This is a genomic window from Bradyrhizobium centrolobii (genome assembly GCF_001641635.1).
Lineage (GTDB): Bacteria > Pseudomonadota > Alphaproteobacteria > Rhizobiales > Xanthobacteraceae > Bradyrhizobium > Bradyrhizobium centrolobii.
This window is the reverse complement of sequence record NZ_LUUB01000051.1, coordinates 35,811-50,147: the sequence shown is the minus strand read 5'-3', so window position 1 is coordinate 50,147 and position 14,337 is coordinate 35,811. Positions and strand designations below refer to the sequence as shown.

At 64.2% G+C, this 14,337-nt stretch carries 12 protein-coding genes and 2 pseudogenes; 8 read left to right on the top strand and 6 right to left on the bottom strand.

The window, feature by feature from the left end:
* Nucleotides 1-15: 15 nt before the first annotated feature.
* The 3 genes and pseudogenes from AYJ54_RS13805 (at nucleotide 16) to AYJ54_RS13795 (ending at nucleotide 2,871) form a co-directional block, all read left to right on the top strand.
* Nucleotides 16-1,039 (top strand): annotated as a pseudogene (locus AYJ54_RS13805) (ABC transporter ATP-binding protein).
* 55 nt (nucleotides 1,040-1,094) lie between these two features.
* Nucleotides 1,095-2,024, top strand: a complete 930-nt coding sequence (locus AYJ54_RS13800) for a carbohydrate ABC transporter permease (RefSeq protein ID WP_063699451.1) — start codon at nucleotides 1,095-1,097, stop codon at nucleotides 2,022-2,024.
* A 1-nt stretch (nucleotide 2,025) separates the two neighbouring features.
* Nucleotides 2,026-2,871, top strand: a complete 846-nt coding sequence (locus tag AYJ54_RS13795) for a carbohydrate ABC transporter permease (RefSeq protein ID WP_063699450.1) — start codon at nucleotides 2,026-2,028, stop codon at nucleotides 2,869-2,871.
* Nucleotides 2,872-2,915: 44 nt separating this feature from the next.
* Here the strand turns inward: AYJ54_RS13795 and AYJ54_RS52295 are convergent.
* The 3 genes and pseudogenes from AYJ54_RS52295 to AYJ54_RS13785 form a co-directional block, all read right to left on the bottom strand.
* A pseudogene (locus tag AYJ54_RS52295) lies at nucleotides 2,916-3,611 on the bottom strand (MFS transporter); the annotation flags it as partial.
* Between the two features lies 1 nt (nucleotide 3,612).
* Nucleotides 3,613-4,490 (bottom strand): MFS transporter (locus AYJ54_RS52290; RefSeq protein WP_245329021.1); only part of this gene is annotated, 878 nt, incomplete at its 3' end.
* Between the two features lie 178 nt (nucleotides 4,491-4,668).
* Entirely contained in the window at nucleotides 4,669-5,184 is a 516-nt protein-coding gene (locus tag AYJ54_RS13785; RefSeq protein WP_063699449.1) for a YcgN family cysteine cluster protein, read from the bottom strand.
* A 293-nt stretch (nucleotides 5,185-5,477) separates the two neighbouring features.
* On the opposite strand from AYJ54_RS13785, the gene AYJ54_RS13780 reads away from it, so the two are divergent.
* From AYJ54_RS13780 to AYJ54_RS13770, 3 genes are read left to right on the top strand one after another with little or no spacing between them, the layout of a single operon-like run.
* Nucleotides 5,478-7,763, top strand: a complete 2,286-nt coding sequence (locus tag AYJ54_RS13780) for a transglycosylase domain-containing protein (RefSeq protein WP_063699448.1) — start codon at nucleotides 5,478-5,480, stop codon at nucleotides 7,761-7,763.
* Between the two features lie 9 nt (nucleotides 7,764-7,772).
* Entirely contained in the window at nucleotides 7,773-8,351 is a 579-nt protein-coding gene (locus AYJ54_RS13775; protein ID WP_063699447.1) for a DUF1214 domain-containing protein, read from the top strand.
* Nucleotides 8,348-8,932, top strand: coding sequence for a DUF1254 domain-containing protein (locus AYJ54_RS13770; protein WP_063699446.1), 585 nt, complete (start codon nucleotides 8,348-8,350; stop codon nucleotides 8,930-8,932). Before AYJ54_RS13775 ends, AYJ54_RS13770 begins: the two co-directional genes overlap by 4 nt.
* A 653-nt stretch (nucleotides 8,933-9,585) precedes the next feature.
* Here the strand turns inward: AYJ54_RS13770 and AYJ54_RS13765 are convergent.
* From AYJ54_RS13765 to AYJ54_RS13755, 3 genes are all read right to left on the bottom strand, one after another.
* A complete protein-coding gene (locus tag AYJ54_RS13765) occupies nucleotides 9,586-10,566 on the bottom strand; it encodes a tripartite tricarboxylate transporter substrate binding protein (protein WP_063699445.1) in 981 nt (326 codons plus the stop codon).
* A 74-nt stretch (nucleotides 10,567-10,640) separates the two neighbouring features.
* A complete protein-coding gene (locus AYJ54_RS13760) occupies nucleotides 10,641-11,546 on the bottom strand; it encodes a VOC family protein (RefSeq protein ID WP_063699444.1) in 906 nt (301 codons plus the stop codon).
* A 16-nt stretch (nucleotides 11,547-11,562) separates the two neighbouring features.
* Nucleotides 11,563-12,555: a zinc-dependent alcohol dehydrogenase family protein gene (locus AYJ54_RS13755; protein WP_063699443.1), complete on the bottom strand. Its 993-nt coding sequence runs from the start codon at nucleotides 12,553-12,555 to the stop codon at nucleotides 11,563-11,565.
* A gap of 114 nt (nucleotides 12,556-12,669) precedes the next feature.
* On the opposite strand from AYJ54_RS13755, the gene AYJ54_RS13750 reads away from it, so the two are divergent.
* A complete protein-coding gene (locus tag AYJ54_RS13750; RefSeq protein ID WP_063699442.1) occupies nucleotides 12,670-13,371 on the top strand; it encodes a GntR family transcriptional regulator in 702 nt (233 codons plus the stop codon).
* Between the two features lie 99 nt (nucleotides 13,372-13,470).
* The gene (locus tag AYJ54_RS13745; protein WP_063699441.1) at nucleotides 13,471-14,334 is read left to right on the top strand and encodes a fumarylacetoacetate hydrolase family protein; all 864 of its coding nucleotides are present in this window, start codon (nucleotides 13,471-13,473) and stop codon (nucleotides 14,332-14,334) included.
* Nucleotides 14,335-14,337 lie beyond the last annotated feature (3 nt).

Here is a 14,337-nt window from a genome sequence, read left to right as displayed (position 1 = left end):
TTCTGGATTTCAACGATGGCCGCAGTGTCTGCCAGAAACATCTTCAAGAAGTTTGACGACGTTCTCGCAGTCAACGGCATTACGCTCACGGTGCCGGACGGCGAATTCATGGTCCTGCTCGGGCCGTCGGGCTGCGGGAAAACGACCTTTCTGCGCATCGTGTGCGGCCTCGAGCAGCAGACGAGTGGCGATCTCGTGATTGGCGGCCACCTCGTCAACGACGTACCGCCCCGCGCGCGCGGCGTGGCCATGATGCTCCAGAGCTACGGGCTCTATCCGCATTACACGGTGCGCAACAACATCGCCTTTCCGCTGAAGACGCAGCGCGTCCCTCGCACGGAGATCGAGAAAGGTGAGCTGGGCAGCGAACCTGCTCGGGATCTCGCATCTGCTCGATCGCCGGCCGCGCCAGCTCTCCGGCGGCGAGCGCCAGCGTGTCGCGCTCGCTCGCGCACTCGTGCGCGAGCCGACGGCGCTTTTGCTCGACGAGCCGCTGTCCAATCTGGACGCCAAGATGCGCGCCTCGGCGCGCCACGACATCCGGCAATTCCAGCAACGCGTCGGGGTCACGACCATCTACGTGACGCACGACCAAGTGGAAGCGATGGGCATGGGCGATCGCATTGCCGTCATCGACCATGGGCAGATACGGCAGGTCGGAACGCCCGTGGAGATTTATGAGGATCCGGCCGATCGCTTCGTCGCAACCTTCGTTGGCACGCCGCCGATGAATCTGCTCGCGCGCAACGGCGGGTATCTCGGCTTCCGACCCGAGAATTTTCTTCCCAGGGAAATGATCAATGGCGGCGACGCGGAGGAGTTCTCGTTCCGGGTCGATCGTTCCGAATATCTCGGCTCGGAACGCATCGTCTATGGCGCGGTCGAAGGCTTCGATCCGACGCAGGTGCTCGCCGCGAAATTGCCCCCTGCGCATGTGGCCGAGGAAAGCATCCGCGCGGGCGAGTGGCACCGCTTCGCCGTACGCCGCGGCGCATTGCGGTATTTCGACGCGGACGGCAAGCGGACCATGTCTCACTAGAGTGTCTCACTGGAACGAGGCTGGAACGAGGTCTCACTGGAACGGGCTTTCTTCAATGGTCTCGATCGCCGAACCAATCGCCAAGCCGGCATCGCGCTACCGCTTCATCCTGGACCGGCGCGACGTGTTGGGCAGCGTCATGGTCGCGCCCGCGATCCTCTACGTGCTTTTGCTGGTTGGCCTGCCCTTTCTGCTCGCGGTCTATTACTCGGTCAGCGCCTATACGATCTACGATCCGTCCTGGCACTTCGTGGGCCTTTCTAATTTCAGGCAGATCGTCAGCAATCCGGTCTTTCAGGACACCCTGGCCAACACCTTTCTCTTCACCTTCGGGTCCCAGTTCCTCGGACTCGTGCTCGGCAAGTTCGGCGCGCTGCTGCTGATGCGGCCGTTCCCCGGCCGCACGATCGTCCGAGCCCTGATTATCCTGCCGTGGGCCGTGCCCATCGCACTCGCCACCGTCGCCTGGGAGTGGATGTTCGATTCGCTCTACAGTGTCATCAACTGGACGCTGATCTCGCTCGGCATCATCACCCGCTCCGAAGCGCCAAACTGGCTCGGCAACCCGCATTTGGCGATGCTGTGCGTGATCGTCGTGAATGCTTGGCGGTTCTTTCCATTCGCGATCGTCATCTTTCTGGCTGGCATGACCTCGATCCCGCAAGACGTCATTGATGCTGCGACGGTGGACGGCGCCGGCTTCTGGCGGCGCAACTACCAGATCGTCCTGCCGATGATCATGCCCATCGTCGCCGTTGGCCTCATCTTCGGCATCGTGTTCACCTTCACCGATCTTTCCGTCGTGTTTCTCCTGACCAATGGCGGTCCGGTCGGCGCGACCTCCGTGCTGGGGTTCGAGGGCTTCCAGGTCGGCATCGTCTCCGGCGACGTGTCACATGGCGCCGCCATCTCGTTGTTCATGCTGCCGGTGCTGTTCTTCGTGGTGGTCGGCATGCTGCGCTTCATCCGGCGGCGGGAGATCTGAGATGCGTCGCGCCCTCCTCAACATCGCGGGCGAGAGCGCGTTCTACAGCGCGGTGGCCGCCTTCGTCGTTCTGACCGCCTTTCCGTTCTACTGGATGCTCATCACCTCGTTGAAGAGCAATCCCGATCTCTACAACGTCACCAACATTCCCTTCTGGTTCAACGAGACGCCGACGCTCGAGCACTTCCAATATCTGTTCGAGCAGACGCTGTTCGCGCGCTGGCTCCTCAACTCGCTGATCATCGGTCTTTGTGTAGTGGCGATCACGCTTACCGCCGCACTGCCGGCCGGCTACAGCTTGGCGCGGATGGTCGGTCGGAACGGCGAGGCGCTCGGCATTGGCATTTTCCTGACCTATCTCGTTCCGCCGACTCTTCTGTTCCTACCACTCTCGCGCATCGTCGCTTCGCTCGGCCTGCAGAATTCGATGTGGTCGCTGGTGCTGGTCTATCCGACCTTCACGATCCCGTTCTGCACGTGGCTATTGATGGGATTCTTCAAGGCGATGCCGGTCGAAATCGCGGAAGCGGCGATCGTCGACGGTTGCAGCCTGTTCGGCGCTTTCGTCAGGATGGTGCTCCCGCTGTCCCTGCCGGCTATTCTGACGGCGGTTATTTTCACCTTCACGCTGACCCTGCAGGAATTCGTCTATGCGCTGACGTTCATCTCCGCTTCGGCGCAGAAGCCGGTCACGCTCGGTGTCGCCACCGATCTGGTCCGCGGCGACATTTTCTTCTGGGGCGAGATCATGGCCGGCGCACTGATTGCCAGCATCCCCGTGGCCATCGCCTATAACCTGTTCCTTGATCGCTTCATCTCCGGCATCACCGGCGGCGCGGTCAAATAGCCGGATCGCTTGCCGATACCCGGCTTGCGCGGGCAGGCAAGCCCCTACTCCGCCATCTCGACGGCCTGCGCGGTGGCCGGCCCCGCGAGCGGCCGCTCCTCCATCAGGATCAGGCAGAGCGCGGCGGTGGCCATCATCGCAGCAGCCGCACCGAAGACATAACGGAACGCCGCCATCATGTCGGCCGAGGGAATCGCATTGACGGCGCCGTGATGCTCGCCGGCGAGCGGAATGTCCGCGCCGAGCGCGATGAGCAGGATGGCCGCGAACGCCGCGACCGTGAACGAGGACATCAGCGAGCGGAAGAAGTTCATCGCGCCGGTGATGGTGCCGACCTGGGCACGGGCGACCGAATTCTGCAGTGAGACGACGCACACCGGGAACGTCGTGCCGAGCCCCAGCGCGAACGCGGCCATCAAGGTCAATAGACCCCACAGCGGCAGCGTCGAGAACGTGAGGCCCAGGCCACAGATCGCGGCCCAGGACGTGCCGATGACGGCGACGCGCTTGTAGTGCTTGGCGCGCGCCATGGTACGGCCGGCGATCGCCGCACCGCAGGTCGAGACCGCCGCGAGCGGGATCAGCGCGAGCCCGGCCTCGCTTGCGCTGAGATGGTAGACGGACTCGTAATAGAGCGGCAGCTGGACGGTGAGGCCAGTGATCGCACCGAGTGCACAACCGCCGGCCGTCATTGCAAACGGAGCGACCCTCCCGCCGAGCAGCGGCAGCGGCAGGAACGGNCGCCGCGCGTGCCACACGAAGGTGACCGCCAACGCGACCGCCCCACCCACCATCGCAAGAACGGTCGGCGATAGCCAGGCGTAGCGGGTGCCGCCCCACGTCAACACCAGCATGAAGACGACGGCGGACGCCATCAGCAACACGCCGCCGAGCCAGTCGACCTCGCGCTTGCGATGGAACACCGGGATCTTGTTCATCTTCGGGAGCAGCAGCGCAAGCGCCGCCGCCGCAAGCGGCAGGTTGATCCAGAAGATCATCGACCAGTGCAGATGCTCGGCGAACACGCCGCCGATCACGGGGCCGAGGATGCCGCCCACCATCCAGACGCTGGAGAAATAGGCCTGATACTGGCCGCGCTCGCGCGGTGAGACGACGTCGGAGATCACGGTCTGGACGACCGGCATGATGCCGCCGCCGCCGAGGCCCTGGAGGCCACGGGCCAGGATCAGCATCGGCATGCTGGGCGCAATCGCGCACAGGATCGAGCCCGCGACGAACAGGCTGAGCGAGGTAATGATCATGGCACGCCGGCCATAGATGTCGCTCAGCGTCCCGAACACCGGCGCGACCGCGGTCGAGGCGAGCAGATAGGCCGTAATCACCCAGGAGAGGTTCGAGACGTCGTGGAACTGGCGCCCGATGGTCGGCAGCGCGGTCGCCACAATGGTCTGGTCGAGCGCCGCCAGGAACATCGTCAGCATCAGGCTGATCACGATGGTGCGGACCTCGTCCGACGACAGCGGCGCCGGCGGCGAGATCGGAGGCGCGTCGCTGACGCTGACCACCTCGGTCGGATGGCGGGAGAGCTCTTCGGTGATGTCGTCGGGCAACGCCTGGATGTCGGCAGATTGGCTGCTCTGCCGTTCGAACTTGTTCATTTCGATCGGACGTCGTGGATAGCGGCGCAACGCCGCGAAGGATTCGTTCTATGGAGGCAATCTAAACAGCAAAGTTCTTCCCAGGCAGGCACCACGACGCATGGGTGCATCCCACCCCCGGGTCATCCCGAAGACGTGATTGCTTCACACAGCAGCCAAGTCCTTACAGACGTCGCGTTCAGTCCTTCGGACGTCGCTTCAAGCGTGCCCGTTTCGGCAGCTGTGCCGGCCATTGCACGATGTGATCCTCGAGCTCCTCGTCCGGGATGTCCTCCTCGCTGCCCTCGACCCGTCCGCGCACCGAGACGCCGGCCTCATGCACGGTATTGGGATCGCCGGAGACCAGCGGGTGCCACCAATAGAGGTCGCGCCCTTCGGCGACGAGCTTGTAGCCGCAGCTCGGCGGCAGCCAGTTCAGGGTGCGGACATTGGCCGGGGTCAGGCGGACGCAATCGGGAACCTTGTCCGAGCGATTCGGGTAGTCCTTGCAGGCGCAGGTCCCGGCATCGAGCAGTTTGCAGCCAACATGGGTGAAATAGATCTGGCCGGTATCCTCGTCCTCGAGCTTGTTCAGGCAGCAGCGGCCGCAGCCGTCGCAAAGGCTTTCCCATTCGGCCTCCGACATCTCTTCCAACGTCTTGGTTTTCCAGAAGAATCCCTCCTGGTCTGAAGGTCGTTTGGGAGCTGCGGTCATGCGCCTCAACAAGATTCGAAAGAGCTACGGACAAGTCCATGTAGGGCGAGGGCCGACAATGCTGCAAGCAGTGCCCCCGGTGATGCCCGTAAAAGATCGGGCCAATTAGGCCTGTTGTTCAAAATCGTGAGCGTAGCCATTGGTTTATGGGCCCCGCTCGGCTAGAACACACCTCAAGTCCCCTCGGACGCGAAACGGGCGCCTTGGGTTTGCCGCAACACTCCCGCAAGACGTCTCGATGCCGCCCCGGCCGGGTGCTTGAACGCTTTCGAACCGAGCCTCAAGGGTTCTAGGTGCGCCAGATCATACCACCGCATTTGAAGACCAGGGTCCGGAATTTCTTCCTGGATCTCGATGCGCGCATCGACTCTTCGCTGTTCTCCTCGGCCAAGGGCATCCGCGAACTCTACGAGCGCTACTCGACCTTCATGGACCGCTTCTATGTCGGGCGGTGGAAGCGCTGGGTGTTCATCGAGCCGCTGTCGGAAGCCGCAACTCTCGGGCTCGGCGGCCTGGTCCTGCTGCTCGCGCTCGCCGTACCCGCCTTCCGCGAGACCGCGGACGAGGACTGGCTGAAGAAGTCCGATCTCGCGGTGACCTTCCTCGACCGCTACGGCAACCCGATCGGCAGCCGCGGTATCAAGCACAACGACTCGATCCCGCTGGAAGACTTTCCGGACGTGCTGATCAAGGCGACGCTTGCCACCGAAGACCGCCGCTTCTACGACCATTTCGGCATCGACATCGCCGGCACTGCCCGCGCGCTCGTCACCAATGCCCAGGCCGGCGGCGTCCGCCAGGGCGGCTCCTCGATCACCCAGCAGCTCGCCAAGAACCTGTTCCTGAGCAATGAGCGCACCATCGAGCGCAAGATCAACGAGGCGTTCCTCGCGGTCTGGCTGGAATGGCGCCTGACCAAGAACGAGATCCTGAAGCTCTATCTCGACCGCGCCTATATGGGCGGCGGCACCTTCGGCGTCGACGGCGCGGCGCATTTCTACTTCAACAAGTCAGCGCGCGACGTGAACCTCGCGGAGGCCGCGATGCTCGCCGGCCTGTTCAAGGCCCCGACCAAATACGCGCCGCACATCAACCTGCCCGCGGCCCGCGCCCGCGCGAACGTCGTGCTCGACAACCTCGTCGATGCCGGCTTCATGACCGAGGGCCAGGTGTTCGGCGCCCGCCGCAACCCGGCCTTCGCCGTCGACCGCCGCGACGAGAACTCGCCGAACTATTATCTCGACTACGCCTTCGACGAGATGCGCAAGCTCGTGGACACCTTCCCGAAGTCGTACACCGAGCGCGTCTTCGTGGTCCGCACCGCGATCGATAGCAACGTGCAGAAGGCCGCCGAAGAGGCAATCGAGAACCAGCTTCGCCAGTTCGGCCGCGACTATCACGCAACGCAGGCGGCGACCGTCGTCGCCGATCTCGACGGCGGCATCCGCGCCATGGTCGGTGGCCGCGACTACGGTGCAAGCCAGTTCAACCGCGCCACCGACGCGTACCGTCAGCCGGGCTCGTCGTTCAAGCCGTATGTCTACACCACCGCGCTCTTGAACGGGTTCACACCGAACTCGAAAGTGGTCGACGGCCCGGTCTGCATCGGCAATTGGTGCCCGCAGAACTATGGCCACTCCTACTCCGGCTCGGTGACGCTGACCCAGGCAATCACCCGCTCGATCAATGTCGTGCCGGTGAAACTGTCGATTGCGCTGGGGGGCAAGGAGGGCCCGAAGGCCGGCCGCGCCAAGATCGTCGAGGTCGCCCGCCGCTTCGGCATCAAGGCGCCCCTGCCCGACACGCCGTCGCTGCCGATCGGCTCCGACGAAGTCACGGTGCTCGAGCACGCGGTGGCCTATGCGACCTTCCCCAACAGGGGCAAGGCGGTCACCCCGCATTCGGTGCTCGAAGTGCGCACCGGCGCCGGCGATCTGGTCTGGCGCTGGGACCGCGACGGTCCGAAGCCGCGGCAGGCCATTCCGCCGAACATCGCCGCCGACATGGCCGGCATGATGAGCCACGTGGTGAGCGAAGGTACCGCGCGTCGCGCCGCGCTCGACGGCGTTCCGACCGCGGGCAAGACCGGCACCACCAATGCATACCGCGACGCCTGGTTCGTCGGCTACACCGGCAACTTCACCTGCGCGGTCTGGTACGGCAATGACGACTACTCGCCGACCAACCGCATGACCGGCGGCTCACTGCCGGCGCAGACCTGGCACGACATCATGGTCGCCGCCCATCAGGGCGTCGAGGTCAGGGAAATTCCCGGCATCGGCATGGGCCAGAAGCTGCCGCCGCAGCCGGCGGCCGCCAACGCGCAAGCGAATGCGGCACCGAAGGTGCTGGAGACCAAGCCCGGTCCCCCGCCCGTGCTGACCAAGCGCGGCGCCGACATCCTGGTGCGCGTCGAGAAACTGCTCGACGATGCGGCCAAGACCGCAACCAAGTCGGCGGCCGACGACGCAGCGAATCCGGCCAAGCCGGCATCGTCGTCGAGCGCGCTCGCATTTCCGGAGAACTATGCGGCGGAAACCGCGGAGAATGCGGGCTCGTCTGCCCCGCGCAAGAACTGATCGTATCCCGTGCGGCTGATCCTTATCACATTGACGGCGCTTCTGCTCGCGACCGTCGTCGGCGTCGGTGCAACCTGGATGACGACGACGCGCGGCACTGACATCGGCGCGCTGACGATCGGCGCCTGGACGGCGCGGCCGCGCACCGGCACCGCCGACGTCGATCCCTATTCGCGCGCCACCATCGTGCGCAACGGCGAGCTGCCGATCGGCACCGGCGACGGCGTCGCGTTCACCGCGACCGCCGACGACAAGAAGAAGGCGCTCGACGGCCGCTGCGATGTCGTCATCTCCGGCGTGACGCCGCCGGCGCGGTTCTGGACCCTGACGCTCTATGACCGCAAGGGTCATCTCGTCGCGAACTCGCTCCAGCGCTACGGCTTCACCAGCCAGGAGATCGTCCGGCAATCGGACGGCTCGTTCGAGATCCGCATCGCCTCGCGCTCACGCGCCGGAAACTGGCTGCCGACCGGCGGCATCGAGCGCTATGCACTGATGCTTCGGCTCTACGATACGCCGGTGGGTGTGGCGACGCGCACCCAGCGTGACGCGCCGATGCCCACGATCACGACGGTGGGCTGCTCATGATCCGGCTGCTGTTCACCATCGTTGCCGGTGTCCTGCTGGGCCTCGTGGTCCATCTGGTCAGCGTGCTGGCGCTGCCACGGATCGCGACCCAGGACGCATATTCGCGCCTGACGCCGATGACCAAGCTCAACGCGGTCACGCAGCTTCCCCTCGCCGATCCCAACACCTCGCCGATGCCGTTCATGGATCCGGCCTTCGCGCTGGCGATCTGCCGCTACGATCTCTCCAGCGGAGCGCTCAAGCTCACGGTGCCCGTGAGCCAGGCCTATACCTCGGTGTCGTTCTACACCCGCAACGAGATCGCCTACTACGCGATCAATGATCGCTCCGCAGGCAAGAAGGTCATCGAGCTCGACCTGATGACGGAAGCGCAGCACAACGACCTGCCCGAGGACGAAGAGGTCACGGCGGCCGACCGCCTGATCATCGATTCGCCGAGCAACACCGGCCTGATCGTGATGAAGGCGTTCGCCGCCGAGCCCGGCCTGATGCCGCAGGCGCAGGCCTCGCTTGCGGCCGCGACCTGCGCGCCGCAGACCGAGCCGCCCGCCAAGGCCGAGGCGCCGCGCGGCCGTCGCTGAGCGGACGTTGGGCGCTGATTCAAAATCCGCAAAACAACCCCATGCAAAGTGGCGGTGGCTGTATCGCGCCTTGCACGCTGATCCGCGCTAAAGCCTTGCATCTGCAACCCGTTCGCGCAAACGCGGGACGACGAACGCGCGGAGCTTGAGCGGCAGCGGCATCGCGTGTCAGCTCACCCCATGCAAGCAGCAGGAGCCGTGGGTACGGATGCCGCTCGCTAGAGAGGCAGGTAGCGCTTCAAGATCGACCACCCCTCGCGCGCGGTGCCCTCCATCAGGAGACGGTCTATCTCTGTGCCCGGCAATCTGAGCTCGGCCAAAACGCTGCGCGTATCGGTGCCTGGCGCGGGCGCAGCGGCAAGCGGCTCGACAGCCTCCGATTCAAACCGATACCAGGTTGGGAGCGGCAGGCTGACGCGATGGCCGCTTGGATGTGCAGACCTGAGCCCAAGATAGCGGAGCTAACCGAGCGCTTCGGAACCCGCCCACGACTGACCTGGTACGACACGCATGTCACTGTCGATAACGTCAAGGGCGAGACGCGGGTGAATCGATCCGCGCTGCCCTCCGCCGCAGAATGAACTGACGTGGCTCCGACGGCCAAGTGAATCCGACAACAAGGTGGCCTTTGCCGCGGCGGAGGGTCCCAAAGATCATATCTTCGGGATCTTCGCCCGTTCCACCACGCCCGACCACTTTGAGATTTCCGTCGCGATCAGCTTCTTCATCTCCTCCGGCGAGCTGCCGCGAACCTCGCCTCCAACGGCCGTTTCCAGACGTTGCTTGAGTTCGGGATCCCCCAGCACTTCGAGCGTCGCTGAATTGAGCGCGGCCACGATGGCAGGTGGGATTCCTTTCGGAGCCAGCAGGCCTGCCCAGGTGCGCACGTCATATCCTTTGATGCCGGCCTCCTGAACCGTCGGGACGTCCGGCAACAACGCGGTCCGAGTCGGCGAGGTCACCGCCAAGCCACGGATTGCGCCGCTCTGGATCTGTGGCGCAAGCAGGACGGGCGTGCCGACGATGACCGGAACCTCCCCGCCGAGAAGTGCGGTGACGGACTGCGCATCGCCCCGATACGGCACATGCACGATCTCGATGCCGGCCGTTGCGTTCAGCAGTTCTCCTGCAAGGTGATGCGTGCTGCCGAAACCGACCGATCCGAAGCTGAGCGAGCCGGGCTTCTCCTTGGCCATCGCGATGAGGTCGCCCAACGACTTGGCCGGGTAATCATTGCGCACGGCAATGACGAGCGCGTAGTAAACCAGCGTCGAGATCATGTCGAAACTTTCGGCCGGCTGGTAGCTGAGGCTCTTGTAGGTTGCCGCAGAAATCGCGTGAGCGCCGGTGACGAGACCAAGCGTGTAGCCGTCGGGCGCGGCTTTCGCGATGGCATCCGCCGCAATGTTTCCACCAGCGCCCGGCTTGGCCTCGACGATGATCGGCTGCCCAAGCTTTTTCGAGAGCCCATCGGCGATGATACGCGACAGCGTGTCGGCCGCGCCGCCGGCTGCGAATCCGTGGAGCAAACGTATCGGGCGTGACGGATAGTTGTCGGCCAACGCTGCCGTGCCGACGGCAAGACAGCTGCCAAGTAGAACTCCTGCCGCAGCAAGCCGCCTCATCCATCGCATGGATGCATTCTCCCTTTGAATGTTATCTCGTTGGCCGCAGCGAGGCGGCGTTCTTCGGGTCGACGTCGAGCCGGCTAGCGGGCGAACTCGGTGCATTCCGGTGATGGCGGCAGACCCCAGACATCGCGCGGCAGCCCAACCCAGACCTTCGGCCGCTGCGGCCGATCGCGATGCCAGGGGCGCGGATCGAAATAGCCGAGCTCTTCATCGATCATGCGATCGAGGTCGTAGAACAGCTCGACCAGATGCCCATCGGGATTGCGGTGGTAGACGGCGGTGTTGTGTCCGGGTCCGTGGCGAACGGGGCCCCAGAGAATATTGAGCTTGTGCCGCGCGAGATGATCGCACGCCTGTTGCATATGCGCGGCGCCGCGCAATTCGAATGCAAGATGATGGAGGCTGCGCACGGGAGCACGAACGAAATTCAGCGTGTGGTGTTCGAAACCGCTGCGCATGAAGACGAAGCGGTCCTCCACCCAGTCGGAGACCCGCAAACCCATGACCTTCGCATAAAACTCCGAAGTCGCGAGCGGATCGGGCGTGCGAAGAGCGACATGGCCGAGCTTGGTGACCGCGAGGGCACCGATCCGCTCTTGCGCTGGCGTCGGCGTCCAGCCCTGGATCAGTTCGAATTGCGTGCCTTCAGGATCAGTAAAGGACAGCAGCCTGGAGACGCCAGGCAGGGGATCACTCCGTAGCTCCGGCCGCAGATCCGACTGCTTCAGAGCCGCGCCCACCGCCTCCATCTCGACGTTCGGAGATATCTCGAAGGCAACCCGCGTCAGGGCGGCTTCGCCGGGCTCGATCACGAGCGAAAGCTGCTCGGAATCGCTCGCGAGATAGATGCGATTTCCGTTGCGGCCGACCAGGCCGAGACCTATCACGGTCCGGTAGTAGTCGAGCAGTCGCTCGGGATCGCGCGAGGCAAAGGTCGCATGCCTCAGCCGGGTGAACTTCGCAATGGGTGCCGGTGTCGTCATTGTGCAGTCCACCCTCTCATGGCGTCATGATGATCTTGCCGAGCGCAGAGCCCTGCTCGAGCAGCGTATGAGCTTGCCTGACCTGATCGAGCTTCAGAACCGCCGAGATTGCCGGCTTGATCGCGTTGCGGCCTAGGGCCTCGATCACGCTGCGCATCAGGGCACGGCGCCCGTCACGATCGTGGTCGTAGATGTGGAAGGAGAAGCAGCGCGCGGCCGGACAGATATCGAGATGGTTGCGCATCGCCGCCATCAGATTCTCTTCCGGCAGTCCGGCGAAGGCGTTGTACGACAGCAGCGTTCCCCATTTGCCGAGCGCGCCGAGATAGCCGATGAATTCGGGCCCGCAGACGTGATCGAGCACGAGGCCGACGCCCTCGCCTTTCGTCAACTCGCGGGTCCGCGCGACGACATCTTCGCGGCGGTAGAAGATGACGTGATCGGCGCCGTTGCCCAGCGCGAACTCCGCCTTCTGCTCCGTCGAGACCGTGCCGATGACGGTCATCTGCGCGAGCTTGGCGAGCTGCACCAGCGCGGTGCCGACACCGCCGGCCGCGCCGATCACCAGCACGCTCGCGGGCGCGCGCGGATGACGGCACTCGTGCAGGAGCGCGCAAGCCACCTGGTAGTTCGAGAGGCAGACCGCCGCGTGCAGTTCGACATTGTCGGGAAGCGCGTGAACGGCCTCCGCCGGCGCGACCACGTAGTCGGCATAACAGCCGCCACGCTGGGACAAATCGCGCGCGCTCAGCAGAACTTTCTGGCCGATCGCAAATCCCTCGACGTCGGCCCTGAGCGCGGAAATGCGGCCCGCGACATCGTTTCCGGGATTGGCCGGCAACGGCGGCATCCACTTATAGACGCCGCGGCGGATCAGCACGTCCGGCTGCCCTACCCCGAACGCCTCGGCCCGGATTTGCACCTGCCCAGGTCCGGGCTCCGGCACCGGAAGCTCGACCACCTCGAGTGCATCGGGCCCGCCCGGCTGACGCACCAGCACCGCCCTCATGACTTCATTCCCCCCACTCGCTACGGGCATTTTCGAAAATCATATCGTTTACGAAAATTATTGCAAGATGGTCGTTGGCGCGGCATCTTGAGGCATCGATTCATCGACAGAACCATGCCTGACAGCGCCATTCGCCCCCGCAAGGAATTCGGCAAGACGATTGCCGCCGACATCACCCATCGGCTGCGCGAAGAGATCGTCACCTGCAGCCTGGCCCCGGGTGAGCCGCTGCGGTTCGACGTCCTGCGCGAACGGTTCGGCGCAAGCTTCACCACGTTGCGCGAAGCGCTGACCGCCCTCACCGCCGAAGGACTGGTCGACGCGCAGGAGCAGCGCGGATTTCGCGTCGCGCCGGTCAGCCGCCAGGATCTGGTGGAAGTCACCGATGCCAGGGTGCTCATCGAAGTCGAATTGATCCGGCGCTCGATTCAAAGGGCCGATGACGACTGGGAAATTGCCGTCATCTCCACGCTGCACAGGTTGAAGCGTATTGAGCAGCGCGACCCCGAGCATCCGCTGCGTGACCCCGAATGGAAGATTGCCCATCGCCAATTCCATCAGGCGCTGGTCTCCGCCTGCGGCTCCGCGACCCTGCTCGCAATTCGCGCGGAACTGTTCGATCGCGCCGAGCGCTACCGGCATTTGTCGGCCAATTTCCGGCCGCGCCCCCGCGACAAGGCCGGCGAGCACCAGGCGATCATGCAGGCCGCGATTTCGCGCAATGCTGATCTGGCCGCGCAACTGATCGAGACGCACATCCGCTCGACCGCTGACAACGTCGCGAAATACGCGGGCCACCTGCTCGAAGCCGAATAGGTGACGCCGGCATTTTCACGCGCGGCGGGCTTGCGTCTTCGTTTATTTTCGAAAATAATAGACAGGATCGAAAAATTACCAAACTTTTGAGGCGAAGCCATGAAGCTGCTGTCGTTTTTGGATGGAAACCGGGAAAGCTGGGGGGCTGTTGTCGAAAACGGCGTGGTGGATTTGGGTCGCGCCCTGCCCCAGTACCCGACTCTTGCGGACTTCCTCGGCAGCGATGACTACGCAGGCCGCGATGCCATCGTGGCGCAGCACAAGCGCGGGCTGGCGCTCAGCGACATCAAATATCTTCCCGTGATCCCACGGCCCGAGAAGATCGTCTGCGCCGTGCGCAATTATCTCGACCACCACAATGAGGCGGTGGCGTTCGGCATGAAGCGCGAGATTACCGAATTTCCGCCGATCTTCCTGCGGATCTGGCGCTCCCAGGTCGGCCACAACGCGCCGGTGATCCGGCCGAAGGTCTCGGACAATTTCGACTGGGAGGGCGAACTCGCCGTCGTCATCGGCAAGGGAGGCCGTCACATCAGCCAGGCCGATGCATGGAATCACGTGGCGGGTTACTCGATCTACAACGATGTCAGCGTCCGCGACTGGCAGCGCCATGCGCAGCAGATTGCCTCCGGCAAGAACTTCGTCGGCACGGGTCCGTTCGGACCGTGGCTCGTCACGCCGGACGAGATCGGCGACCCTGCCAATCTGAAGCTCGAGACGCGCGTCAATGGCACGGTGATGCAATCCTCCAGCACATCGATGCTGATCTTCTCGATTCCGCGGCTGATCGAATACTGCTCGACCATTTTCGACCTTGTCCCCGGCGACGTGATCGCCACCGGCACGCCGGCCGGCGTCGGCTTCACCCGCAAGCCGCCGATCTTCCTGAAGGCCGGCGACGTCGTCGAGGTCGAGATCGAGAACATCGGCGTGCTGCGCAATCCCGTCGTGGATGAAGCATAGGGC

What these genes read in the sequence shown, in the direction of transcription:
- AYJ54_RS13800 (WP_063699451.1), top strand. Translation starts at nt 1,095, where the DNA reads ATGGTCTCGATCGCCGAACCAATCGCCAAGCCGGCATCGCGCTACCGC.
- AYJ54_RS13795 (WP_063699450.1), top strand. Translation starts at nt 2,026, where the DNA reads ATGCGTCGCGCCCTCCTCAACATCGCGGGCGAGAGCGCGTTCTACAGC.
- AYJ54_RS13785 (WP_063699449.1), bottom strand. Translation starts at nt 5,184, where the DNA reads ATGACCGCAGCTCCCAAACGACCTTCAGACCAGGAGGGATTCTTCTGG.
- AYJ54_RS13770 (WP_063699446.1), top strand. Translation starts at nt 8,348, where the DNA reads ATGATCCGGCTGCTGTTCACCATCGTTGCCGGTGTCCTGCTGGGCCTC.
- AYJ54_RS13765 (WP_063699445.1), bottom strand. Translation starts at nt 10,566, where the DNA reads ATGCGATGGATGAGGCGGCTTGCTGCGGCAGGAGTTCTACTTGGCAGC.
- AYJ54_RS13760 (WP_063699444.1), bottom strand. Translation starts at nt 11,546, where the DNA reads ATGACGACACCGGCACCCATTGCGAAGTTCACCCGGCTGAGGCATGCG.
- AYJ54_RS13755 (WP_063699443.1), bottom strand. Translation starts at nt 12,555, where the DNA reads ATGAGGGCGGTGCTGGTGCGTCAGCCGGGCGGGCCCGATGCACTCGAG.
- AYJ54_RS13750 (WP_063699442.1), top strand. Translation starts at nt 12,670, where the DNA reads ATGCCTGACAGCGCCATTCGCCCCCGCAAGGAATTCGGCAAGACGATT.
- AYJ54_RS13745 (WP_063699441.1), top strand. Translation starts at nt 13,471, where the DNA reads ATGAAGCTGCTGTCGTTTTTGGATGGAAACCGGGAAAGCTGGGGGGCT.